The organism is Roseitranquillus sediminis (assembly GCF_016918935.1).
In the GTDB taxonomy this organism is placed as follows: domain Bacteria; phylum Pseudomonadota; class Alphaproteobacteria; order Rhodobacterales; family Rhodobacteraceae; genus Roseitranquillus; species Roseitranquillus sediminis.
In genome coordinates this window covers 12,653-35,679 of record NZ_JAFFOB010000008.1, presented here as the reverse complement: position 1 = coordinate 35,679, position 23,027 = coordinate 12,653, and the positions used below count along the sequence as shown (strand labels likewise).

Here is a 23,027-nt window from a genome sequence, read left to right as displayed (position 1 = left end):
GGTCGATCGCCGCAGCCCATCCCCGCGGCCTGGCCGCCGCGGGGATCTCCGACGGCCCGCGCTGCGAGCCGCCTGGTGTCACTGCTGCTCTTCCATCACGCGCTTGGTGTCGGCGACGACGCTCCTGGCCTCCTCGCACATGCCCTCGTCACACATGGCCTGTTCCCATGTGCCGAGCATGTCGGGGAACATCGCCTCGAGCTTGTCCTGCTCCTCGAACTCGATCACCTCTGCGCCCGCCTCGCGCGCGTCGGCGAGGTGCTGCTCGGCGAGGGGGGCGAAGTTTGCCTTCTCGTACTCGACCGCCACCTCGTAGGCCTCTTCGACGATCTGCTTGAGGCTGTCGGGCCAGCTCTCCCAGTTCTCCTGGCTGGTGAAGGTCGAGTAGGCGGCGATCGCACCGAAGTTGATGTCGATCCAGTACGGCGCGACCTCGTAGAGCTTGAGGAAGCCGGCGTTCTCGACGGGGTTGTAGCCGCAATCGAGGCTGCCCCGCTGCAGGCCTTCATAGACCTCGCCGAGCGTGACGCTGACCGGGATGGCGCCGATCTGCTCCATCACGTAGGGGGGCCACGAACCGAAGGTGCGGATCCGCAGGCCCTCGAGGTCCTCCATCGTCCGCACCGGCTGGGTGCATTGCAGGCGGTAGGGCGGCAGGCCGTGGATCAGCAGGACCTTGAGCCCGTTGTCCGCGAGCTCCTGCTGGACCGCCTCGTTGTTCTCGATCTGGTATTCCTGGACGTCCATCGCCATGTCGGCGTCGTCCCAGGTCATGGGCAGGCTGTTCGTCAGGCCGATCATCGGCCACTGGGCCGGGTAGTAGGTCGGCGGGAAGCTCGCGATGTCGACGGCGCCCGTCTGCACCATCTCCATGAGCTCCGACGGCCCCCCCAGCGATCCGTTCCAGAAGAACTGGACCTTCACCTTGCCGTCCGTCCGCTCCTCGATCTCCTTCGCGAAGAGCTGCTCGGCCTTGGCCGAGCCCCAGGCGTCCGGGGCGAAGTGCGCCCAGCGAAGCGTCATGTTGGGAATGTCGTCCTGCGCCACGGCTTGCTGGCCGAGGCCGCCGGTCAGCACGAGGGCTGCGGCGCCTAGGGTAGTGATCTTCATCTTGTATCCTCCCTTATTGTCGACATTTGACAGTCGACTCTTGCCCGTATCAGGATGCAGCGCCCCGATCAAGCGGCGAGCTGGCTCCGGGGTCAGCCGAGCAGGAAATCCTCCAGCACGGCGGCCAGCGCCGGGGCGTGCCCTTCGAGGGTAACGCCGTCGCCGTTCGGCGTCTCTATCTCGGCGACCCTGGCGCCGGGGATCAGCGCCTGCACATCGGCGGCGCGGCGCCCGATGAGCTCGTCCTCCTCCGGCGTGACGATCTCGAGCACCAGGGTCGGCACGGGAATGCCCCGGTAGCCTGATTCGAGGTCGTAGGCGGTATTCGCGGCGTAGAGCCGGCCGGATCCTCCGTGAGCCTCGATCGCGTCCAGCGCGGCGTTGCGCCCGCGGGCGCGGTGTTCCTCGTGCGCCGAAACGCCCGGCTGCCACCAGGCGGCGCTGGCGGTGCGAAACGTGCCTGCCCACTTCTCGACCGCGGCCAGGGCGGGGTCCGGCATCGCCGCGACCGACGTGTAGGGATCGGTGAACTTGGCGATGGCGGCGTTGCGCTCTGCCCTGTCGGGGATGATGCTGTGGCTCTGCCCGGCCAGGACCAGCCGCAGGAGCCGATCCGGCCTGCGGCCAGCAAGCGCGGCGGCGATCTTGTTTCCCGAATGGTGCCCGTAGACATGCGCCCGGCCGAGGCCGAGGCCGTCCATCACCTCCACGAGAAGATCGGCCAGCTCCTCGATCGTGGTACCTTCGGGCAGCGGATCGGAGCCGCCGAACCCGGGCAGATCGACCGCGACGGCTCGGAACCGGCGGCCAAGCAACGGCAGGACCTCCGCGAACATCCGCGAGGACCGGCCGGACTGGTGGATCAGCAGCAATGCGGGGCCGTCCCCCTCGACCCGGCACAGGATGTCCCCGAACCGCGTCGCCACGTAGGTTCTGCTCATGTCGCCTCCCTCGTGACAACTGTAGACAGTTGGCCGAATCCCCGTCAACTAATCTCCCGAGGATGGAGGAGATGTCATGCGACTGAGCCTGGGAGACGCGCGGGAGCTGGTGATCCGCTCGATGAGGGTCGTCGGCCACGACGAACACGACGCGGGCGTCATCGCCGATCACCTGATGGATTGCGAGTTGCGCGGCGTGGATTACGGCGGCCTCGCCCGCGCGTTGTCGGTGGTCGAGCGGATACGCAAGCGGCCCGAGGGGCGCAGGCCCATCTCGGTCGTGCGCGAGACGCCGGTCTCGGTGATGCTCGATGGCGGCGACCAAGCGGGATATCTCGTCGGCCATCGCGCCACCCGCCTCGGCATCGGCAAGGCGGAGGCGGCGGGCTTTGCGGTGGCCGGCGTCACCAACACCTGGTTCACCGGCATGTTCGCCCACTACATGGAGATGGCGACGTCGCGCGGCCTGATCGCCATGGCGGCCGGCAGTTCCGACTGGCGGGTAGCCCCCAGCGGCAGCGCCGAGGGGCGCTTCGGCACCAACCCCGTGGCCTTCGGCTTTCCCAGCGATGGCGACCCGATCATCATGGACACGGCGCTGTCGTCGGTCATGGTGAGCGAGGCCACGCTCGCCGCCCGTCTCGACCGCAAGCTCGACGAGGGGAAGGCCTATGGCCCCGACGGACAGCCGACGCGCGATCCGACCGAGGCGCTGGCCGGCGCCTTCACCGTCTGGGGCGGCCACAAGGGGTCGGCGCTCGGCGTGATGATCCAGCTCTTCGGGCTTCTCGCGGGCGGCGCGGTCAGGCCGGACCCGCTGTCGGACTGCTCGCTCTTCCTGATGTTCATGCGCCCCGACCTTCTCGTCGGCGAGGCGGAGCTGCGCCGCAACGTCAGCGCCTACGCCGATGCCCTGCGGCAAGCAGCGCCGATCGATGCGGCGCGGCCGCCGCGCATGCCCTTCGATCGCTCGGCCGCGGAACGGCGTGCCCGTCTGGCCGACGGCCATGTCGAGGTCGCCGACCATGTCGTCGAGCGCCTGCGGACGATCGCGGCGGGCGGCACGTAGCAGGCGGGCGGGCGAGACCGCCCGCCCCACCACGTCAGGGAACCCAGTGGGTCTCCGCCAGGTGGTCGGCCTGGCCGCCCTTCAGGGCCTGCGGGCGCGAAGCGGGTTTGACCGGCGCGGCCGCGGCCATCAGCATCCGCCCCACGGCGGCCATGTCCTTGACGGTATCGATCGTCTCGAGCCGCTCGAAGAGCGCGGCGACGCGATCCGACGGCAGCGCCCGCTCGGCGCAATCCTCGAACTTGTCGAAGAGCGAGGCAGGCGAGGCAGGCATCGTCCGCCCGCCGGCCATCAGGTCGTCGATGCGGTGAGACAGGGTGCGCCCGTCCTTCGTCCGCACCACCACCTCGGCGGCCCATTGGCTGGCGGTGGTGTCGTCCATCTCCGGGTGACCTCTCGCCTCCAGCCGCTCGAGCAGCGCGACGATCCGCGGCTCCGTCACCGCGTCGGGCTCGAAGTGCCTGAGCGACACTGCGCCGTCCGCAAGGGCGCGGGCCACCACGTACTGCACGCTGAACTTGCCCTCGAGCGGGGTCCGCGGCCGTGGCGTGTCAGTGTGGCGCAGCCGCCGTGGATGCGGCATGACCTCGATCGCGTCGATGTCCTCGGCCGTGAGGCTCTCGGCCTTCCGCAGCTCCAGCGCCGCGGCGATGGCGGCGTGGGCGCTGCCGCAGCAGGGCCAGAGCTTGAGCGCCAGGCCGTCGTCCTCAAGCTCCATCGGAGCGCCCCAGCCGTCGAACAGCCGCGCGGCATCGTATTTGCCGGCGCCGTTGAAGACCTCGAAGAAGCCCTGCCGGTGCTCGAAGGCCTCGGCGCTGGCGGTGAAGCCCTGGCGTGCCAGCAGCGCCGAGAACAGACCCGCGCGGCCGCAGAGGCCGACATGCAGCGGCTTCGTCATGGTGCCGAAGTTCGCCTTGACCCCCGCCGATTGCGACACCGCGATCGACAGGGCCGCCGCGGTCCGCTCGTCGTCGAGGCCCATCATGTGAGCGCAGGCGCCGGCGGCAGCGATGGTGCCCAGCGTCGCCGTCGGATGCCAGCCCTTGTCGTAGTGATGCCAGTGAACCGCGCGCGCCAGGCGGCTCTCGATCTCGACACCGGCGGCGTAGGCCGCGACGAGATCGGTTCCGGACTTCTCCTCGGCCTCCGCCAGCGCGAAGAGCGGCGCGACCAGCGGCACCGACTGGTGTCCGCCGAGCACCGCCGAGAAGTCGTCGTAGTCGAGCGCGTGCGACGCCGTCCCGTTGATCAGCGCGGCGTCGAGCATCGAGACGCGCCCCTCGCCCCCCATGAGCGCCGACGGCCCCGGCGCGTCCGCGATGCCCGGGGTTGCCTTGAGGATGCGGACGCAGTCCTCGCCGCTGCCGGCCAGCGTCACGCCGATGGTGTCGACGATGCCGATGACGGCGCGGCTGCGCGACTTCTGCGTCAGGTCCTTGGCCTGGATGGCGCGGATCCTGCGCGCCAGCCCCAGGGCGATGGGTTCATTATCGGTCATCGGGCACCTCCCTTCAGGCTGCCGCAGCCTCGCCGGCGGCCGCGCTCGCCGCGCGTGCGGCACTGCGTCCGGCGATCCGTCCGAAGGTCGCACCCGAGACCAGGCCCGTCCCCGCGGGATAATTGTCGTAGAACAGGCCGCCTACCATCTCGCCGCAGCAATATAGCCCGTCGATGGCGCGCCAGTCGGTGCCGACGACCTGCGCCTCGTCGGTGATCTTCAGACCGCCGAAGGTGAAGGTGATCCCGCCCGTCGCGCTGTAGGCATGGTAGGGCGGCTTGTCGAGCTTGAGCGCCCAGTTGGTCTTGGGCAGCTCCATCCCGTCGGTCGTCGCCAGCCCGTCCTTCTTCGACGGGTCGTACCCCTCGTCTTCGTCACGGGCATGTGCGTTGTATTCCTTCAGCGTCGCCAGCGCCTGCTGCGGATTCTCGAAGTCGAGCTTCTCGACCAGCTCCTCCAGCGTGTCGGCGACGATCGGGTCCGAGGTCGAGTAGCGCGGCTCGAGCAGGTGCAGCACCTTGCTGTCGAAGATCTGCCAGGCCTTCGCGCCGGGCTCGGCCAGGATCGCGCGACCGAATTTTGCGTAGGTGAAGAGCGCCGCGTCCTCGCCCTCGTCGACGAAGCGGCGGCCCTTGCGGTTCAGCATGACGGCGTAGACGTAGCTCAGGCGGTTGGAGCGGTCGGTCATCTCGCGCGGCGCGAATTCGCCCCAGTCGGCGCTGATCGGGGTGGCATGGCAGCCGGACCACTGGCCCCAGGGCATCGCGCCAACGTCCATGGCCATCCTGAGCCCGTCGCCCTGGTTGTGCGGCGTGCCGCGCACCTTGGCTCCGCCGATGTTGGTTCCGATGTGCTGCGTGCGCATCTGGACGTTGGCCTCGAAGCCGCCGCAGCCCATCACGACGGCATGTGCGGTCAGGACCGAGATGCCGTCGTCGTCGCGGACCTTCACGCCGCAGACGCGCCCGCGCTCGTCCACCTCCAGCGACCGCGCCGCGGTGCCGTAGCGGATTTCGACGCCCATCTCCTCGGCCGTGCGGAACCACGAGCGAGAGAGGCCCACACCCTCGTGCTTGGCGCGGACGACCAGGCCGCGCGCCCAGATCACCTTGTTGTCCTTCTTGACCGCCGAAAGGGACAGCGCCGGCTCCATCGGAACCTTGCCGACCTCATTCATCCAGAACACGGTGTCCTTGGAATTCTCCACCAGGATCCTCGACAGGACGGGATCGGTGCGGCCGCCGGTGACGCGCATCAGGTCGCCGTGATAATCGTCCCTCGAGTAGGGCATGATGCCTTCGTAGAAATCCTCGATCTCCTCCTCGGCCTTCGGCACCAGCGGGCCGATCTCCCGCGGGTCGTCGAAGGCGAAGCGAAGAACGCCGCCGCTCCAGTGCGTGTTGCCGCCGCGCATTTCCCGCGGTGCCTTCTCCAGAACGACGACGCGCTCGGCGCCGGACTCCTTTGCGGAAACCGCAGCGGCCAGCGCCGCATTGCCTGCCCCCACGACGATCACGTCATACTGCGGCATCATCTCCTCCACTTTCATCCTGCGAAACGCGCCCTGCCCGGCAAGACGCCGGCTCGGTCGGCGCGAAAGAAACGCGGTGGCGGCAGAATGTCAACAGTTTACATGGAGGCTCCGCCGGGGGTATGTGCTCTGCATACACTCGCAGCCCGTTGGAGACGTAGGAATGGCACTGGACAGAAGCAGGGAAGCGGCGCAGCAGACCGGTCCCTCCCACGCGCTGGCGCGCTTCGCCACGGAACTCCGCTTCGAGGACATTCCGTCGAACGTGCTCGAACGAGCGCGGCTGCACGTGCTCGACGGCCTCGGGCTCGCCCTCGCGTCGAGCCGCCAGCCCTTCGCCGCCTCCACGCTCGCGGCGGTGGAGGAGCTCGGCGGCGGCGGCCCCTGCTCGATCATCGGCAGCGCCGTCACCGCGACCCCGCGCGACGCGGCGATGGCGAACGGCGTGCTGGTCCACGGCCTCGATTACGACGACACCCACCAGCAGGCGATCGTCCACCCGACGGCGGCGGCCCTGCCCGCGGTCCTCGCCCTGGGCGAAAGCCGCGGGATGTCCGGGCGCGACGCCCTCCTCGCCTACTGCATCGCCATGGAATGCGCCGTTCGCATCGGCGCGGCGGTCAAGGGCGGGTTCCACCACACCGGCTTTCACGCCACCGGCGTGGTCGCGCATTTCAGCGCCGCGCTGGCTGCCGGTCGCCTGATGGGCAACAACGCGGACGCTCATGTGGCCGCCCTCGGCATCGCCGCCAGCACCGCCTCGGGTGTGCAGGTCTTCCTCGAGGAAGGCGCCTGGACGAAGCGGCTGCATCCGGGCTGGGCCGCGGTCGCCGGCATCACCGCCGCCACGCTGGCGCGGCACCGCTTCAAGGGGCCGACCCGTGCGCTCGAGGGGCGGTTCGGCCTCTTCGAGACGCATCTGCACAGCTACCGCGACGATGTCGACGAGAGCTTCCTCACCGACGGCCTCGGCACCACCTGGATGATGGCCGACACCGCGCTGAAGCCCTACCCGGTCTGCCACTTCATCCACGGCGCCGCCGACGCCGCCACGCAGCTCCACGCCGAGATCGCCGGCGCCGGGATCGAGGCCGTCGAGATCCTGCTGCCCAGGGAGACGCTGCCCATCGTCGCCGAGCCGATCGAGCGGAAACGGCGCGCCGAGAACGAGTACGAAGGCAAGTTCAGCGCGCCGTTCGTGGTGGCGAGCGCCCTGCTCAAGGGGCGCTTCGGCCTGCCGGACCTGACCGACGACGCCCTCGCCGATCCCGAGGTGCGGGCACTCGCGCTCAAATGCGACTGCAGCATCGATCCGCAGAGCCGGTTCCCGCAGTTCTTCTCGGGCGGCGTCCGCGTGCGCCTGTCGGACGGCCGCGAGCTTGAACGCCATGTGCCCGTCAACAGCGGCGCCGGCGAACGCCAGCTCGATACCCAGGCGGTGTCCGCCAAGTTCGCCGCGAACGCCGGGCTGGCCATCGACACGCAGCGGGCCGACGAGATCCGCTCGATCGCCCTGGCGCTCGAGGACCATCCCGTGGCCAATCTGATGGCGCATCTGCGGGCATGACCAACGGCCTGACCGGCGCCTTCTGCGACGTCCTCGCAAAGCGGCACGCCTGTCTCGACCCAGTGCCCGACGGACTTGCGGAGCTCTTCGTGGACGGAGTCGCCGTGGCGATCGCCGGCGCGGCCGAGCCCGCGCCGGCCCTGCTGCGCACCGATCCGGCCGGCGCCGGACCGGGGCCCGTGACGGCGATCGGCGGATCCGGCCGGCTGCCGCTTCTTGCCGCGGTACGGGCCAACGGCGCGGCGATGCATGTGCTCGACTACGAGCCGATGTGGTCGCCGGCCAACCATTCGGTCTCGACCGTGCTGCCGGCGCTGCTCGGTCTCGTGGAGGCGCGGCCCGACCTGGCGATCGACGGCCCTGCCCTGCTGCGCGCCTTCGCCATCGGCATCGAGGCGCAGGCGCGCCTGCGCCGTGCGTCGCGGCAGCTCGAGCCGGCGGAACTGAACTTCCACCCGCCAGGCGTCGTCGGGCCGATCGGGTCGGCGGTGGCCGCGGGTCTTCTCCTCGGGCTCGACGGCGCGGGGCTGGCCCATGCCGTGGGCATCGCCGCCTCGCGCGCCGGAGCGTTGCTGGCGAACGTGGGCAGCATGACCAAGTGCCTGCATTGCGGCGCCGCGGCTGCCGACGGACTCGAGGCCGCCCTGCTCGCCGCCGCCGGGTTTCGCGCCGATCCGGATGCGCTCGCCGGCCCTCGCGGTTATCTGGCCAGCTTCTTCGGCCCCGACACCGACGACTCCGCCCTGACCGCGGACACCCCCCTCGCCGCGCAGGATCCCGGGCCCGCCTTCAAGTTCTACCCCAGCCAGTACGGCACCCATTTCGTCATCGAGGCGGCGCTGGCCGCCCGCCGCGACATGGCCGACGGCGCCGCGATCGAGGCGGTCACCATCACCGCGCCGCCGATGCCCTACGTCGACCGCCCGGCGCCCCCTAGCGGACTCGCCGGCAAGTTCAGCTTCCAGTACGTCGCCGCAGCGGCGCTTCTCGACGGCTCCGTCGGGCTGCCCACCTTCTCCGACGACCGTCGCTTCCGGTCCGACATGGAAGACCTGCTTCCGCGGATCGCGGTGAATCCCGATCCGGCCCGCCAGGGCCGCTTCGACCGCATGACCGTCAACGTCTCGGTGCGGACGACGCTGGGAACCGCAGAAGGCGCCTGCGATGGCCCGCCGGGCATCTGGGGCCGCCCCGCCGCGCCGGAACGCGTGTCGGCCAAGGCGGCAGACTGCCTGCGCGGAGCCGGTGCCGACCCCGCCCTCCTGCCCCGCCTCCAGGGTGTGGGCAGGCTCGACGCGGCCGCACTGGCGCAACTCGTCGCCGCGCTCTAGCTCGTCTCGGCCTCTTTCTCGGCCTTCTCGAGCGCCATCTGGGCGTAGAGCCGGGCGTTGCGGATATGCGTTCGCATCGCCTGCTCGGCCTGGTCGGGATCGCGCGAGGCGAGCGCCTCGACGATCGCCCGGTGCTCCTCCAGCGCCTGGCTCGTGCGGCCGGTCATCGTGGACGACTTGTAGCGGTAGACGCGCAGCAGATCGTAGAGGTCCCCCGTCACCATCGAGGTCAGGAGCTCGTTGCCCGAGGCCGCGGCGATGCGGAAGTGAAAGTCGACATCCCCGGATTCCTGGTAGTAGCCCTCGCCCAACGCGATCTCGCGCCTGCGGGAATGCGACGCGAGCAGCTTGCGCATGTCGTCGATTTCGGCGTCGCTCATCCGTTGCGAGGCCAGCCGGCACGCCATCCCCTCGAGCGACTCGCGGACGGTCAGCAGGTCATCCAGCCGCTGTGGCGACAATTCGGTGACGCTGACGCCCACATTCGCCTTGCGATCGAGCAGACGCCGCCCTTCGAGGCGACGGATCGCCTCGCGCAGCGGCCCGCGGCTGACCCCAAGTGCGGTCGCAAGCGTCTGCTCGCGGATCCGCTCTCCCGGCGCCAGCTCTCCCGCTATGATCGCGGCCTCCAGTCGCTCCGTCACCGCATCGACGAGTGACTTCGCCACGACCTTTGTGGAAAAGCTTTCGGCCACCGCGTTCTCCTTCTGCAAACTGTCTTCTTGCCCTCCATATAACCCACCGGCGCAAGCCGCGCACCTTCAAGTTGTCGATTGTTGACATTCGACGGGCGGAGTGGTTGACCCGCTACACAAGAGGCCGGCCTGCCCGGCCCGTCCAGCCGGGAGCGAACATGGGCTATATCCGCATTCCATGCACATTCATGCGCGGCGGCACCTCCAAGGCGCTGGTGTTCCGCAGTACGGACCTGCCCGCCGACCAGGCCGAATGGCCGGCGATCTTTCGCGCCGCAATGGGCTCGCCCGATCCCAACGGTCGGCAGCTGAACGGCATGGGCGGCGGCATCTCGTCGCTCTCCAAGGTATGCGTGGTCGGCCCGTCCAGTCGGGACGACGCCGATCTCGACTACAGCTTCTTCCAGATCGGTGTGGAGAACGACCTCGTCGATACCAGCGGCAATTGCGGCAACATGTCCTCCGCAATGGGTCCCTTCGCCGTCGATGAGGGTATCGCGCCTCGGCCCGAAGGGAACGAGGCGGCGGTGCGGATCCATAATACGAACACCTCCAGGATCATCCTGTCGCGCTTCCCGATGGAGAACGGCCAGGCCGCCGTCTCGGGCGACCAGGCGCTCGACGGGGTCGCGGGCACCGGCGCGTCGATCCGGCTCGAGTTCCTGGCGCCGGGCGGCGCCGGAACCGGCCACCTGCTGCCCGCGGGCGGCGAGGTCGAAAGCACCCTCGACGTCCCCGGCGTCGGGCCCGTGACCGTCACCATGCTCGACGCCGCCAACCCTTGTGTCTTCCTCGAGCCCGCCGCGGTCGGAAAGACCGGGACCGAGCACCCCGAGGCGCTGGAGGCCGACCGCGACTGCGCCGAAAAGCTCGAGGCGATCCGGTGCGCGGCCTCCGTCGCCATGGGCATCGCCAGGGATACCGACGAGGCGGCGCGCATCCCCAGCATCCCGAAGATCGCGCTGATCTGCGCCCCGGTCGACTACCAGACGCTGTCCCGCCGTACCGTCGCTGGCGATGCGCATGACATCGGCGTTCGCATGGTCTCGATCGGCAAGCCGCACCGCGCGGTGCCGCTGACCGGCGGCCTCTGCCTCGGCGTCGCGGTCCGGACCCCGGGCACCCTGCCCCACCGCATCGCGCGGCAGCGCGACGGCGCCATACGCATCGGCCACCCTTCGGGCACGCTCGAGGTCGATGCCGAGGTCGTCGACCGGGGCGACGGCCCCTATGCCGTCCATGGCGCAGTCTACCGGACCGCGCGGCGCCTCTTCGAGGGCCATGTCCTGATCCCCAGCTGAGGTGCTGCGATGAGGCAAACCGAGATCCCTTACGTGATGATGCGCGGCGGCACGTCCCGCGGCCCGTTCATGCGCCGTTCCGACGTGCCGGAGGATCTGGACGAACTCGCCCGCGTCCTCATCGCGATCATCGGCGCCGGGCACCCGCAGAACATCGACGGGCTGGGCGGCGGCACCCCGGTCGCGACGAAGACGGCGATGCTGTCCGTCTCGCAGGAGGAGGGTATCGACGTCGACTACTTCTTCGCCCAGGTCGCGGTCGACAAGGAGGTCGTCGACTTTGCCCCCACCTGCGGCAACATGCTCTCCGCCGTAGGTCCCGCGGCCGTCGAGCTCGGGCTGATCTCGCCGCCGGACGGTGAAACGACAACCCGCATCCGCTGCGTCAACACGGGCGCCTACGCCGAAGCGACGCACCGGATCGAGGACGGCCTGCCCGTCTATGACGGCAACGAGGCGATCGACGGCGTGAACGGCACCGCGGCGACCGTCGTCCTGCGCTTCGAGGGCACGGTCGGCTCCCGCACCGGTGCGCTGCTGCCCACCGGCAACGTCATCGACAGGATCGGCGGCATCGACGTCACCTGCATCGACGTGGCGATGCCGATGGTGATGGCGCGCGCCACGGACCTCGGCGTCACCGGTCACGAGCCGAGCGCGGAGCTCGACGCCGACGCGGACCTCTTTGCGCGGTTCGAGCCGATCCGGCGCGAGGCCGGGCGCATGATGGGCTTCGGCGACGTTTCCGACAAGGTCGTCCCCAAGTTCGGCATCGTGGCCGAGCCGCAGCGCGGCGGTGCCGTCGCCGCGCGCTACTTCATGCCGTGGAAGACGCACCCGACGATGGCCGTGACCGGCTCGCAATGCTTCGCCGCGCTCTCGGTCCTGCCCGGCTCGGTTGCCGACGGCATCGCCCGGACGCCGCCGGGCCTCGGCGACGGCCCGGTCCGGATGACGATCGAGCACCCGATCGGCGGCATCCATGTCGAGCTTGACGCAAGCATCACCAATTCCGGCCTCGACCTGCGCTCGGCAGGTCTCATCCGCACGGCGCGGATGCTTGCAAAGGGCGTCGCCACCATTCCCGCCGCGATCTGGCGCAACTGACGGCTCCACCCGCCCCCCTCGTCCGGGTCCGCCCGGCACCGGGCGGGCCCACGCCCTTCCCCCGCGGGCTCAGCCGCCGGTCGGTTCGTCCTGCTGGCGCCCTACCCTGGACAGCCGGCCGCCGATGTTGGCCCGCATCGTCACGACCAGCAGCAGCGCCGCGGCGCCGGCGAGGCCGATCGCGACGGGCGAGCCGAAGAGCGCGTCGCTCCACTCGCCGCGCGTGATCAGCAGCGCCCGGCGCAGGTTCTGCTCCAAGAGCGGCGCGATCAGGAAGGTGATGATCAGCGGCGCCTCGGGCATGCCGACCTTGCGCATGCCGAAGCCCATGAAGGCCAGGCCCAGCATCATCAGCACATCATAGGGGTCGCTGCGCGCGGCATAGGCGCCGATCACCGACATCACCATGATCGTCGGCACCAGGATCTCGCCTGGCAGCTGCCCCAGCCGTGCGTAGAAGAACGCGAACATTCGCCCGATCGCAAGATTGAAGAAGTTGCCCAGGATCAGGATGATGAACAGCGCGTAGATCACCTCGGGATACATCTGGAACATCCGCGGCGACGGCGTGATGCCCTGCAGCATCAGCGCGGCCCCGATCAGCGCCGCCGTGGCACTGCCGGGGATGCCGAAGGCCAGCAGCGGCACCAGGGTCGGACCCACCGTGGCGTTGTTGCCCGCTTCCGCCGCCGCGATGCCGTAGATCGACCCCTCGCCGATCCGCTTCTTCGGAAAGAGCTGCTTGGCGATGCCGAAGGAGAGGAATGCCGCCACCGTCGCGCCGAGCCCCGGCAGGATGCCCACGAACGTGCCGACGCCGATGCCGATGCCCATCTCGCGCCAGGCGCTCAAGTACTCTCGGAACGTCAGCCCCTCGGTGTTCCGCCCGAAGAGGTCGCCCAGCTTCATCGTCGCCTCGCGCACCGCGCGCGTGCGTCGCAGCAGCTCCAGTCCCTGCTCCAGCATCTGGCTCATCGCGAAGACGCCGATCACCAGCGGCACCAGGTGGATACCGTCGCGCAGCCAGTCCTGCCCGAACGTGTTGCGCGCCACGCTGCTGACGGGATCGGCCCCGATGGTGCCGAGGAAGAGCCCGATCGCCGCGCTGAACAGCCCCTTGGCCAGATGCCGGCCGCTGAGCGCGCCCAGGAGCGCGATGGCCAGGACCATCAGCCACAGCCGCTCGGTCGGGCCGAACTGCAGCGCCAGGAGCGCGATCGTCGGCGCCACCAGGATCACCACGATGTCGCTCGCCGCGTCGCCCGTGACCGACGAGTAGAGCGCCATCAGGATCGCCTTGCGCCCCTTGCCTTCCTTGGTCATCCGGTAGCCGTCGAACACCGTCGCGGCGCTGTCGGGAGAGCCGGGCGTCGCGAAGCTGATGGCGGAGATCGACCCGCCGAAGACCGCGCCCTTGTAGAGCCCGATCAGCAGGCCGAGGCTGCCGGTGATGTCCAGCATGAAGCTGAGCGGCAGCACCAGCGCGATGCCGGTCGACGCCGTCAGCCCCGGGATCGCACCCAACCCGACGCCCAGGGCCACGCCGATCACCAGCCACATGATGGTCTTGAACGTGAAGACCAGTGACAGCGCCTCGTAGAGAGCGTCCGTGTTCATGTGCAGCCTCTGCAGGTTGTGATCATCAGCGGCGTCACAGCAGCGAGGACAGCGGCCCCAGCGGCAGCGACACGCCGAGAATGGTGAAGAGCGCGAAGGTGCCGATGGGGATCAGCACGCCGAGCAGCACCGCCGACCGGACCGGCCGGAAACCCATCCACAACATGTAGAGGATGGTGAAGATCGGCGTCGCCTCGAGAAAGCCCACGGCCTGCATCGCCACGGCGTAGGCCGCGATGCCTGCCAGCATCGCCAGCGCCAGCACCGCATCGGACCATTCGGCGCCGGCCAGCCCGTCGGGCACCTCCCGACGGAGCGGGTCGAAGAGCATCACCGCCGCACAGAGGACCATCGCTCCGGCACCGATCAGGGGAAAAAACCCGAGGGTGAAACCGTCACGCATCTCGCGGTGGGCCCACGGGCTGAGCCAGATGTAGGCGAAGAGAAGACAGGCCCCGATCAGCAGGACCAGGCCCACGAACCTGTTGGAGCGGCGAAAGTCCGTCATGTCGGCACCTGCGGATGCGGGCACGCCACGGGCGGCGTGCCCCTTTGCTTCACTGAAGCAGGCCGACCGCCGACCGCATGCGCTCGACCAGGCCCTCGTAGTCCTGGGCCGCCTCCTCGCGGCCGACATAGTCGATGGGAGAGCCCGCCGTGGCGAAGGCTTCCTTCACCGCCGGATCCTGGGCGACCTCGCCGACCAGCTCGGCCACCCGAGCCTTGACCTCCTCGGGCGTGTCGGGATGGACGCCGACCCAGCGCGGGAACGAGATGCCGTCGAACCCGAGATCCTTCGCATCGACCACGTCACCGCCGAGCTGCTCCTCGATCTCGGGCAGCAGCGGCCGGCTCGAGCTGTTGACGATCACCCGGCCGTTCTCCGGCACGATGGTCACCGCGGTGGATTCAGTCGTGGCCACCGTGTCGATGTGCCCGCCGAGGTAATCGGTCACCGCCTCGCCGGTGGAAGTGTAGGGCACGAAGACGACCTCGACCCCCGCCTGGTCCATCAGGTTCGCGATGCCGAGCAGGGTCGAGTTCGTCCCGCCGACGGTGATCGCGCGGTCCTCGGCCGCCTGCTTGAAGCTCTCCCAGTCGGGAAACGCCTCTTCGCCGCCAATCAGCAGCGCCGAGTAGCTGGAGAGGTAGCCGACGATCGAGATGTCGGTGGGCTCGATCGGCGGGTTTTCCTCGCTGACCAGCGTGATGATCGGCGTCGGCGAGGCGTTGAAGATGGTGTAGCCGTCCGCCGGCTGGTCCAGGACGTACTCCCATCCCGCGACGCCGCCGGCACCGGCGTGGTTCTCGACCGTCACGCGCTCGCCGAAGATCCTGTCCGCCTCGGCGGCAAGCAGCCGCGCCAGCTGGTCGGTCCCGCCGCCGGCGCCGAACGGGATCACCCAGGTCACGGGCTGCTGGGGATAGTTCGTGTCCTGCGCCTGCGCCCCCGCGACGGCGCCGAACAACGCAGTCGCCGCCGTGACAGCCTTGATCGTCATGGTCTTCATGTCTTCCTCCCTTTGTCGCGCTTCTTTTTGACGGCTCAGTCGCCGCTTTTCCGATAGCGCTCATCCAGCGCGTCCCACCGCTCCTTGTCCACGGTAGTCTGCCGCTCCTCGAATCCGGCGAGCAGGTGTTCCCCGCCTGCCAGGCTCCCGGTCTCCCGCAGATGCGTCAGAACCTCGTTCGCGCCGCGGATCGTCGCCTGCAGCACCGCGTTCGCGTAGAGCGCAACGGAGAAACCCATCTCGCGCAGCCGGCCCGGACCGGGATCGGGCGTCCGGCCGCCATGCACCATGTTGGCCAGCTGCGGCACCGGGAGGCGGCGCGGGATTGCCGCGAGCTCGTCCTCGTCGAGCGGCGCCTCCACGAAGGTGACGTCGGCGCCCGCCTCGACGAATGCCTCGGCCCGTTCGATGGCGGCCTCGAACCCGTCCACGGCGCGCGCGTCGGTGCGCGCGATGATCTGCAGGTCGCCGTCCTGACGCGCGTCGACCGCGGCCTTGATCTTCTGCACCATCTCCGAGGCCGGGATCACCTCCTTGCCAGCGAAGTGGCCGCAGCGCTTGGGGAACACCTGGTCCTCGAGCTGGATACCCGACGCCCCTGCCCGCTCCAGCAGCCGGACGGTACGGACGACGTTGAGCGCGTTGCCAAACCCGGTGTCGCCGTCGACGATCAGTGGCAGCGGCGTCGCGTCGCTGATCGCCGCCGTGATCTCGCCGAGTTCGGTGACCGTCGTCAGTCCGATGTCCGGAGCGCCGAGATGCATGTTCGCGACTCCGGCCCCGGTGACATAGACGGCCTCAAAGCCCTGCCGCTCGACGATGCGCGCGAACATCGCGTTCGCGACTCCGGGAACGATCACCGCATCGCGGCGCTGCATCAACTGCTTGAGCTTTGTCGTCTGGCGCATGGGTCCCCCTTTCTTTCAGCAAGAACCAGTTGGCACGTGGGTTGTCAACACTCTACAGTTGGCATCAAAGCGGGCGACGATGTCGTCGATCATCGTTCGTCCGACATCCACGGGAGGCGCCGAATGCGGATTCACATTCTTGACGACTACTTCGACACCCTTCGAACGCTGCCGAGCTTCGCCAAGCTCGACGGTCACGAGGTCACCGTCTGGACCGACCGGCCGCGCGACGAAGACGAGCTCGCCCGGCGCATCGCCGATGCCGAGGCGCTGGTCCTGATCCGCGAGCGCACGCGCGTGACGGAGAGCCTGGTCGACCGCCTGCCGAGGCTCAGGCTGGTCAGCCAGCGCAGCGTCTATCCCCACATCGATGTCCCCGCCCTGACCCGCCGGCGGATCCTGCTCTGCTCCGACCTGCACATGGACTCGCACTGCGTCGCCGCAGCCGAGCTGACGTTCGCCCTCCTCCTCACGGCGGCGCGGCAGCTCCCCGATCAGATCGCGTCGGTTCGCGCCGGGCGCTGGCAAGCCGGCGTGGGCCGCACCCTGCACGGCCGCACGCTTGGCCTCTACGGCTACGGCCGCATCGGCCGCGCTGTCGCCGGTTACGCGCGGGCCTTCGGCATGAACGTCGTCTGGTGGAGTTCCGAAGAAGGCCGCGCCCGCGCCCGCGCCGATGGGGAGCCTGTCGCAGACAGCCGCGAGGCATTCTTCTCAGGTTGCGACGCGATCAGCCTGCACCTGCGGCACAAGCCCGCGACCCAAGGCATCGTCACCCGCGAAGACCTGATGGCGATGCGGCCAGACGCCATCCTGGTGAACACCTCCCGCGCGGGCCTCATCGCGCCGGGCGCCCTGCTTGCCGCGCTCGACGCCGGCCGGCCCGGCACCGCCGCACTCGATGTCTTCGACGCCGAGCCGGTGACCGACCCCGACGACCCGATCGTCTCGCATCCCCGCGTCATCCCGACGCCGCATATCGGCTACGTCACCGCCGAGGAACTCGACGTGCATTTCCACGACATCTACGATCAGATCATCGCCTTCGAGCGTGGCGACCCCATCAACGTCATCAATCCCGAAGTGCTGGATGCACCAGTACGATAAGCTGCGCTGGCCGCCGGCCTTCCGACTTGCCAGTACGAACTGCAATCGGCCCCCATCCGATCGAGGGGGTCAAGTCAGGCCTCGCTGCTCCTGACAGCAGTTGGCTGAACCGCGAGCACGTCCCGTCTCCGGTTCGCTCATCGGACCGCTCCCGAGCGGGTTGCGCGACGGCGCCCGCGGCGGACCCCGAGCGCGAAGTCGCGGCCGCGTATCCGGGCAGGTCCCGCGCACCAGCTCTGGTGCATTGGGCGTCGCCGGACCTTTCCGGCGCGCAGCCGGCGCGGGACAGGTGGCGTGGATCGAGTGCCTTGGGGGGCTTTGTATTTCTCGTGGGCTTTCCTTGATGGACGTTGCGAAGACTCGCCTCGAGCTCTTCCCCGGCCTCTCCGGCCGGACGGCTCGACAACCTCAGTCGTGACCTCACTCAGCCCGATGCACGCCATGCGCGTCGCGCCACACCGCACCCGAAAGCGGCCTGCTCCGCACGATCCAGATCAAGGCGACGGTCCGGGAATCGGCTATGATGAGCGAACGTCATCTGACAGGGGGAGTGATCCAAGTGAGTCTCGAACGTACCATCCTGCTCGTCTCGGGCATCGTCGTCCTCGTGGGCCTGCTGCTCGGCATATTCGTCGCGCCCGGCTGGTTCTGGCTGACCGGCCTGATGGGGGCGCACCTGGTCCAGGCCAGCTTCACCGGCTTCTGCCCGGTCGTCCGTCTGCTCAAGCGGATGGGCTTTCCCGAGCGGTCGGGCTTCGCCTGAGACCGGCGCGCCTCAGATCGGGTAGCCGTGCCGCCGGGCCACCGCCCAGAAGCGGGTGTTAAGCTCGGCCAGCCCCGCCAGCGTCTCCTCGATCTCCGACAGCGCCGCCGCATCGAGCAGGTGGCTCTCGCCGACGCGGATGTCCTTCTTGCGGTCGGCGATGCGCATCATGATCGTCCGCGTGCTGCCGTTCTCGGGGTCGAAGGCGTAGATGCAGTGGTTGTAGCGGTTCCGCAGCCCCGCGAGCCGGGTCATGTCGCGGGTCAGCGTCAGCACCGCGTCGCGCTCCGCGTCGCCTACCCGCGGCAGCTTGGCCAGCCGCTCGACCAGGTCGAGGCGCGCCCGCGAGGTGTTGAGCGTCAGGAAGACGATCGTCGCCGTCTCCTTGTCGCACTTCGCCAGCCCCGCGATGAAGTGGATCAGCAGGCTCTCGGTGTTCGTCCAGGCATAGTTCAGCCTGCCGAGCTTCAGCAGGAACTCGTCGAAGCCCGGCCGGTCGCCGCCCGTCTCCATCGTGCCGGACCTAGGACGCCGAGCGTGCGTTCGAGAGGTACCATTTCGCGGCGCCGGTCCGGTTGGTGACCCCGAGCTTGGCGAAGATGTTGTGGGTGTGCAGCTTGACCGTGTTCTCCGACAGGCCGAGATCGCCCGCGATCGCCTTGTTGCGCATCCCGCTCGCGATCAGCGGCAGGATCTGCAGCTCGCGCGGTGTGAGGAACGTCTCAGGCGCCCTGCCCCCGGCCACGTCCGGCGCCGCGCCAGCGGGCTCTTCCCCGTGGTGCCAGTGCTCGACGAGCTCCGCCGGGATGTAGTCCTGCCCGCAAAGCAGCAGCCGGAAGACCGACATCCAGACGTCGAGCTGCGCGTTGATCTGCAGCACGCTGACCCGCCGCCGCGGGTTCCAGGGCCAGGTCCCGCGCAGCGCGGCGACGTCGCGGCAGGCGACGGCGACGCGTGCGCCCGGCAGCGCCTCGCCGATCTCGTCGATCAGGTCGGCGAGATCGGCGAGATCCTCGTGCAGGATGACGAGCATGATCGACGACGCCTGGTCCAGGAGCTCTTCCAGAGAGCCGGCCCTGACGAAGCTCGGCCCGGCGAACTCGGCATCCAGAAGCCTCAGGAGACGGTCGGAAAACTGCAGCTGCGACCCGATCAGCGCCACCACGGGTGACGACGATCCTCCGCCGGTCCGGCCGACGGTCTCACGATCCAAAATCATAGAAGAACTCCCCCGCTAAAAAATACTGGGTTCGCCCGAAAGAATATTCCTGCCTGCAATGGTCTTGGTCTGAAGCGGTGCTCCTCCCGCCGATACAGTCTAGTACAAAAATGAGGCTTTTTCGATTCGCTTCCGGGCAATCGCTGCATTTTGCAACCTCAGGACGAGGTACGCTCCGGCCGGCGATCGCGCAACGGCGCCCGATATCTCTTCTCCGCTGCAATCCATGGAGGCAGCCGCTTCAACCATGACGAATGCGTCATGGGCGTGCGGACCCACCCCTTCGTCCAGATAGGCGCGCGCCGCCCCGGCTGGCAGCCTTGCAATGCGGCGCCGGGCGAGGCTCGCGGCCGCATTACCGGGCGAGGGTCTCCGTGATGCATGGGCATGCGGATGCCTTCCGACCAGAACGGAAGGAGGCGCGCCGAAACGAAGACGAGCGTTCGGAGCACCAGATCTCCGCACGCGGAACGAACTTCTCGAAATCAACGGCAAGGCACGTGTCTCCGCTTTGGATGGACTGGCGGAGGATGGCCTGCCTCGACCAGGAGAAAGTGAATGTCTGAACGTCATCCCCAATTCATATTCGATGTCGGAGACGTGACACTGAACGTCGATCCCGAGACCGATGATCTGTCCCTGAACGGCAATCTCAACGGAAACCTCAACGGCAACCTGAACGCCAACAAGAACAAGAGCGATACGGAAGCCGAGGCAGAAGCCGAGAGCGAGTCCGAGAGCGAGTCCGAGAGCGAAAGCGAAAGCGAAAGCAGCAGCGACAGCAGCAGCGACGCCGAGGCCGAGGCCGACGGCGAGGCCGACGCGAACAGCGAGAGCAACGCCGACAGCAGCAGCAGCAGCGACAGCGACGTCGACGTGGACGTGGATGTCGACGTGGAGCTCGACACGCTGCCCACCGACGACGACTTCGCCGACTTCGACCTCAGCAAGGGCGGCAAGATCGACGGCGACGTGATCATGGCCCAGGGCGACCTGGACTATAACCCGGGCCACGACATGGAGCTGGGCGACATCCTGACCGGCACCACGTTCGGCGCCGGCAACAACGCCGCCTTCGTCAACGCCCAGTCGAACGCCCTCGAGGACAACGACTGGCTCGAGAACGCCAAGGTCGTCAACGACGGCGACTTCAAGCAGGAAGGCAAGGCCGAGGGCGGCTGGGCCAAGGCCGAGGAAGGCATCTCGGTCGACTCGAACGGCGGCACCGGCGGCAGCCACGCCGACAGTGATGGCGGCGACGCCAAGGGCGGCTTCGCCATGGGCGGCGACGCCAAGGCCGAGAACGAGTCAGGCGACAACGACGAGGTCGAGGCCAAGGGCGGCGACAGCGGCGACACCGGCGAGGCCGAGGCCGAGGGCCACGAGGTCGATGCCGGCGACGTCGAGTCCGAGGCCGAGGGCGACGGCGGCGACAGCGGCGACAACAAGGCCGAGGTCGAGGCCGAGAGCGACGCCGACAACGAGTCCGATGTCGACGGTGAAGGCGGCGACGGCGGCGACGCCGACTCCGAGAACGACTCCGACTCCGACGTGAGAGCCGATTCCGAGTCCGATGACGAAGGCGGCGACAGCGGCGATGCCGATGCCGAAGCCGAGGTCGAGGGCGACGTCGAGGCCGACGCGGAGAACGACTCCGAAGGCGGCGACACCGGCAACGCCAATTCGGACGCCGACGCCAACGCCGACGCGGATTCCAACTCGGATGCCGACGCGACCGGCGGTGACGGCGGCGACATCGACGGCGACGTCGACGTCGAAGCCAGGGCCGAGGCCGAAGGCGATGCCGACGGCGAAGGCGGCGACGGCGGCGACATCGACGGCGACGTCGACGTGAAGGGCGAAGCCGAGACCGACAGCGACGCCGAAGGCGAAGGCGGCGACTCGGGCGACGTCGAGGCCGAGGGCGAAGGCGAAGCCGAGGGCGAAGCCGAATCCGAAGCCGAGACCGACGGCGGCGACTCCGGCGACATCGACTCCGAGACCGAGGCCGAAGGCGAAGGCGAGAGCGACGTCGAGGCCAAGGGCGACGCCGAGACCGACAGCGACGCTGAAGGCGAAGGCGGCGACGGCGGCGAAGGCGAAGGCGAAGGTGAAGGCGACGCCGAGGGCGAAGCCGAGACCGAGGCCGAAGGCGAAGGCGGCGAGTCGGGCGAGATCGAGTCCGAGAACGAAGCCGAAGGCGAGGCCGAGGGCGAAGGTGAAGGCGAAGCCGACGCCGATACCGAAGCCGAGGGTGACGGCGGCGACGCCGATGCCGATGCCGATGCCGACTCCGAGGCCGAGGCCGAGAACGAAGCCAACGCCGAGGCGGTCGAAGGCTTCGATCCCGAGGATGGCGACGCCGAGGAGGTCTCGGCCCAGGCCGACACGGCCGACGCGAACGCCGACGGCGATGCCAACGCCACCGGCGGAACCGGCGGCAACGGCCCGGCGACCAGCGGCGACGCCAACTCGACCGGCACCGGCACCGGAACCGGTACCAACAACAGCACCGCCAACTCGACCGACACGACGGGCGCGGGCGGGGCTGGCACCGGAACCTCCGGCGACGCCAACAACACGTCGACCGGAACCGGAACCGGAACCGGAACCGGCGGCGCGGGCGCGGCCGGAACCGGCATGACCGATGACGATGCCTCGAATACGACCAACGGCACCGGCACCGGCACCGGCACGGGTACCGCCAACTCGACCAACACCGGCGCGGCCGGCGGTGCGGCCAACTCGACCAACGGGCCGAGCACCAACACGTCGACCGGCACGGGCACCGGCACCGGCACCTCCGGGACCGCCGGCCTCGGCACCGGCACCACGGACGACGACGCCAACGGCACCGGGACGGGCAGCACCGACTCCGAATCCGGGGCGGGTGCGGCAGGCACCGGGGCGGCCGACAACGACGCGACCAACACCGGGACCGGAGGCACCGACTCCGAATCCGGCGCGGGCGCGGCGGGGACGGCCAGCAACGATGCCGACGCCACGACGACCAACGCGTCCGACTCCGCCGCCAACAGCGGCGCGGGCGGGGCGGGCACCGGCACGTCGACCGGCACGGCGAGCAGCGCCGACAGCGCGACCGGGACCGGCACCAGCGGTGACGGCGGCGCTTCCTCGTCCGACACCGACTCGACGGCGACGGGCACCAACAGCGGCTATGCCGATGGGGACGCCGGCTACGGCGGTCTGTCGGAGATCGCCGCCGAGGCGCTCGCGCAGTCGACCGGCGAGGCCAGCAATACCCAGACCTCGGGTACGGCCGGCGCGGGCGACGCCATGAGCAGCGCCACCAGCAACGGCGCGGCGACCGGTGACGGCATGGCCACGAGCGGCATGTCGGGCGACACGATGGCGCAGGCCACCGGCGGCACGACCGGCGCGGCGACCGGCGGCTCGACCGTCGGCGGAGCCGGCTCGAACGGCGACGTCACGGGCGGCATGGGCGGCACGGCGACCAACGGCGCCGGCGGCGCGGGCGGCAACGCCGGCAGCTGGGGCTCGGGCAACGGCGACGACGGCATCGTGACCGGAGAGTCCTACGCCTCGGCGGCGGCCTCCAACTCGATGTCGGCCTTCAACATGGAGATCGTGATGGGCGCGAACGTGCTCGGCAACACGGTCGACATGAACGTCGTCGGCGGCTCGTTCAGCTCGACCTACGCGGGCGAAGACGACGTCTGACGCGATACGGGGCGGGGCCGGATCAGATCCGGCCCCGCCCACCTTTTTCG

The 23,027-nt window shown here is 69.3% G+C and carries 19 protein-coding genes; 8 read left to right on the top strand and 11 right to left on the bottom strand.

Annotated features, from left to right (window positions below):
* Nucleotides 1-78: 78 nt before the first annotated feature.
* The gene (locus JM664_RS05010; protein WP_227418823.1) at nt 79-1,110 is read right to left on the bottom strand and encodes a C4-dicarboxylate TRAP transporter substrate-binding protein; all 1,032 of its coding nucleotides are present in this window, start codon (nt 1,108-1,110) and stop codon (nt 79-81) included.
* A 92-nt stretch (nt 1,111-1,202) separates the two neighbouring features.
* The gene (locus JM664_RS05005) at nt 1,203-2,051 is read right to left on the bottom strand and encodes an alpha/beta fold hydrolase (RefSeq protein ID WP_227418822.1); all 849 of its coding nucleotides are present in this window, start codon (nt 2,049-2,051) and stop codon (nt 1,203-1,205) included.
* Between the two features lie 76 nt (nt 2,052-2,127).
* On the opposite strand from JM664_RS05005, the gene JM664_RS05000 reads away from it, so the two are divergent.
* A complete protein-coding gene (locus JM664_RS05000) occupies nt 2,128-3,120 on the top strand; it encodes an Ldh family oxidoreductase (RefSeq protein WP_227418821.1) in 993 nt (330 codons plus the stop codon).
* A 34-nt stretch (nt 3,121-3,154) separates the two neighbouring features.
* On the opposite strand, the gene JM664_RS04995 is transcribed toward JM664_RS05000, so the two are convergent.
* Both JM664_RS04995 and tcuA read right to left on the bottom strand, forming a co-directional pair.
* Complete coding sequence (locus JM664_RS04995; protein WP_227418820.1) at nt 3,155-4,618, bottom strand: MmgE/PrpD family protein; 1,464 nt, start codon at nt 4,616-4,618, stop codon at nt 3,155-3,157.
* A 13-nt stretch (nt 4,619-4,631) separates the two neighbouring features.
* Nucleotides 4,632-6,167, bottom strand: a complete 1,536-nt coding sequence (gene tcuA, locus JM664_RS04990; RefSeq protein WP_227418819.1) for an FAD-dependent tricarballylate dehydrogenase TcuA — start codon at nt 6,165-6,167, stop codon at nt 4,632-4,634.
* A gap of 145 nt (nt 6,168-6,312) precedes the next feature.
* On the opposite strand from tcuA, the gene JM664_RS04985 reads away from it, so the two are divergent.
* Nucleotides 6,313-7,716, top strand: a complete 1,404-nt coding sequence (locus JM664_RS04985) for an MmgE/PrpD family protein (protein WP_227418818.1) — start codon at nt 6,313-6,315, stop codon at nt 7,714-7,716.
* Nucleotides 7,713-9,047, top strand: a complete 1,335-nt coding sequence (locus JM664_RS04980; RefSeq protein ID WP_227418817.1) for an MmgE/PrpD family protein — start codon at nt 7,713-7,715, stop codon at nt 9,045-9,047. The genes JM664_RS04985 and JM664_RS04980 overlap by 4 nt, the downstream gene beginning before the upstream one ends.
* Here the strand turns inward: JM664_RS04980 and JM664_RS04975 are convergent.
* Entirely contained in the window at nt 9,044-9,742 is a 699-nt protein-coding gene (locus tag JM664_RS04975; RefSeq protein ID WP_227418816.1) for a GntR family transcriptional regulator, read from the bottom strand. The genes JM664_RS04980 and JM664_RS04975 overlap by 4 nt on opposite strands.
* Before the next feature lie 158 nt (nt 9,743-9,900).
* Here JM664_RS04975 and JM664_RS04970 point away from each other — a divergent pair, with 158 nt between their 5' ends.
* Nucleotides 9,901-11,043 (top strand): 2-methylaconitate cis-trans isomerase PrpF family protein, encoded by a 1,143-nt coding sequence (locus JM664_RS04970; protein WP_227418815.1) that lies wholly within the window; start codon nt 9,901-9,903, stop codon nt 11,041-11,043.
* Between the two features lie 9 nt (nt 11,044-11,052).
* Entirely contained in the window at nt 11,053-12,150 is a 1,098-nt protein-coding gene (locus JM664_RS04965; protein WP_227418814.1) for a 2-methylaconitate cis-trans isomerase PrpF family protein, read from the top strand.
* Between the two features lie 69 nt (nt 12,151-12,219).
* Here the strand turns inward: JM664_RS04965 and JM664_RS04960 are convergent, their stop codons facing one another.
* The 4 genes from JM664_RS04960 to JM664_RS04945 are packed head-to-tail and all read right to left on the bottom strand — an operon-like array spanning nt 12,220 to nt 16,186.
* The gene (locus JM664_RS04960; RefSeq protein ID WP_227418813.1) at nt 12,220-13,767 is read right to left on the bottom strand and encodes a tripartite tricarboxylate transporter permease; all 1,548 of its coding nucleotides are present in this window, start codon (nt 13,765-13,767) and stop codon (nt 12,220-12,222) included.
* A 34-nt stretch (nt 13,768-13,801) separates the two neighbouring features.
* Nucleotides 13,802-14,275: a tripartite tricarboxylate transporter TctB family protein gene (locus JM664_RS04955; RefSeq protein WP_227418812.1), complete on the bottom strand. Its 474-nt coding sequence runs from the start codon at nt 14,273-14,275 to the stop codon at nt 13,802-13,804.
* 49 nt (nt 14,276-14,324) lie between these two features.
* On the bottom strand, nt 14,325-15,278 hold the full coding sequence (locus JM664_RS04950; protein ID WP_227418811.1) for a Bug family tripartite tricarboxylate transporter substrate binding protein: 954 nt from the start codon (nt 15,276-15,278) through the stop codon (nt 14,325-14,327).
* A gap of 35 nt (nt 15,279-15,313) precedes the next feature.
* Nucleotides 15,314-16,186, bottom strand: coding sequence for an isocitrate lyase/PEP mutase family protein (locus tag JM664_RS04945; protein WP_227418810.1), 873 nt, complete (start codon nt 16,184-16,186; stop codon nt 15,314-15,316).
* Between the two features lie 123 nt (nt 16,187-16,309).
* Between JM664_RS04945 and JM664_RS04940 the strand changes: the two genes are divergently transcribed.
* Both JM664_RS04940 and JM664_RS04935 read left to right on the top strand, forming a co-directional pair.
* Complete coding sequence (locus JM664_RS04940; RefSeq protein WP_227418809.1) at nt 16,310-17,293, top strand: D-2-hydroxyacid dehydrogenase family protein; 984 nt, start codon at nt 16,310-16,312, stop codon at nt 17,291-17,293.
* 550 nt (nt 17,294-17,843) lie between these two features.
* Nucleotides 17,844-18,056, top strand: coding sequence for a YgaP family membrane protein (locus JM664_RS04935; protein WP_227418808.1), 213 nt, complete (start codon nt 17,844-17,846; stop codon nt 18,054-18,056).
* 12 nt (nt 18,057-18,068) lie between these two features.
* Here the strand turns inward: JM664_RS04935 and JM664_RS04930 are convergent, their stop codons facing one another.
* Nucleotides 18,069-18,569: a hypothetical protein gene (locus tag JM664_RS04930; RefSeq protein WP_227418807.1), complete on the bottom strand. Its 501-nt coding sequence runs from the start codon at nt 18,567-18,569 to the stop codon at nt 18,069-18,071.
* Between the two features lie 10 nt (nt 18,570-18,579).
* Nucleotides 18,580-19,275, bottom strand: a complete 696-nt coding sequence (locus JM664_RS04925) for a helix-turn-helix transcriptional regulator (RefSeq protein WP_227418806.1) — start codon at nt 19,273-19,275, stop codon at nt 18,580-18,582.
* A gap of 558 nt (nt 19,276-19,833) precedes the next feature.
* On the opposite strand from JM664_RS04925, the gene JM664_RS04920 reads away from it, so the two are divergent.
* Complete coding sequence (locus tag JM664_RS04920) at nt 19,834-22,977, top strand: putative sodium/potassium/calcium exchanger (RefSeq protein ID WP_227418805.1); 3,144 nt, start codon at nt 19,834-19,836, stop codon at nt 22,975-22,977.
* Nucleotides 22,978-23,027: the final 50 nt, after the last annotated feature.

Bases quoted from the DNA above. Each gene is read 5' to 3' on its own strand.
- JM664_RS05010 (WP_227418823.1), bottom strand. From the start codon at position 1,110: ATGAAGATCACTACCCTAGGCGCCGCAGCCCTCGTGCTGACCGGCGGC.
- JM664_RS05005 (WP_227418822.1), bottom strand. From the start codon at position 2,051: ATGAGCAGAACCTACGTGGCGACGCGGTTCGGGGACATCCTGTGCCGG.
- JM664_RS05000 (WP_227418821.1), top strand. From the start codon at position 2,128: ATGCGACTGAGCCTGGGAGACGCGCGGGAGCTGGTGATCCGCTCGATG.
- JM664_RS04995 (WP_227418820.1), bottom strand. From the start codon at position 4,618: ATGACCGATAATGAACCCATCGCCCTGGGGCTGGCGCGCAGGATCCGC.
- tcuA (WP_227418819.1), bottom strand. From the start codon at position 6,167: ATGAAAGTGGAGGAGATGATGCCGCAGTATGACGTGATCGTCGTGGGG.
- JM664_RS04985 (WP_227418818.1), top strand. From the start codon at position 6,313: ATGGCACTGGACAGAAGCAGGGAAGCGGCGCAGCAGACCGGTCCCTCC.
- JM664_RS04980 (WP_227418817.1), top strand. From the start codon at position 7,713: ATGACCAACGGCCTGACCGGCGCCTTCTGCGACGTCCTCGCAAAGCGG.
- JM664_RS04970 (WP_227418815.1), top strand. From the start codon at position 9,901: ATGGGCTATATCCGCATTCCATGCACATTCATGCGCGGCGGCACCTCC.
- JM664_RS04965 (WP_227418814.1), top strand. From the start codon at position 11,053: ATGAGGCAAACCGAGATCCCTTACGTGATGATGCGCGGCGGCACGTCC.
- JM664_RS04960 (WP_227418813.1), bottom strand. From the start codon at position 13,767: ATGAACACGGACGCTCTCTACGAGGCGCTGTCACTGGTCTTCACGTTC.
- JM664_RS04955 (WP_227418812.1), bottom strand. From the start codon at position 14,275: ATGACGGACTTTCGCCGCTCCAACAGGTTCGTGGGCCTGGTCCTGCTG.
- JM664_RS04950 (WP_227418811.1), bottom strand. From the start codon at position 15,278: ATGAAGACCATGACGATCAAGGCTGTCACGGCGGCGACTGCGTTGTTC.
- JM664_RS04945 (WP_227418810.1), bottom strand. From the start codon at position 16,186: ATGCGCCAGACGACAAAGCTCAAGCAGTTGATGCAGCGCCGCGATGCG.
- JM664_RS04940 (WP_227418809.1), top strand. From the start codon at position 16,310: ATGCGGATTCACATTCTTGACGACTACTTCGACACCCTTCGAACGCTG.
- JM664_RS04930 (WP_227418807.1), bottom strand. From the start codon at position 18,569: ATGGAGACGGGCGGCGACCGGCCGGGCTTCGACGAGTTCCTGCTGAAG.
- JM664_RS04925 (WP_227418806.1), bottom strand. From the start codon at position 19,275: ATGATTTTGGATCGTGAGACCGTCGGCCGGACCGGCGGAGGATCGTCG.
- JM664_RS04920 (WP_227418805.1), top strand. From the start codon at position 19,834: ATGTCTGAACGTCATCCCCAATTCATATTCGATGTCGGAGACGTGACA.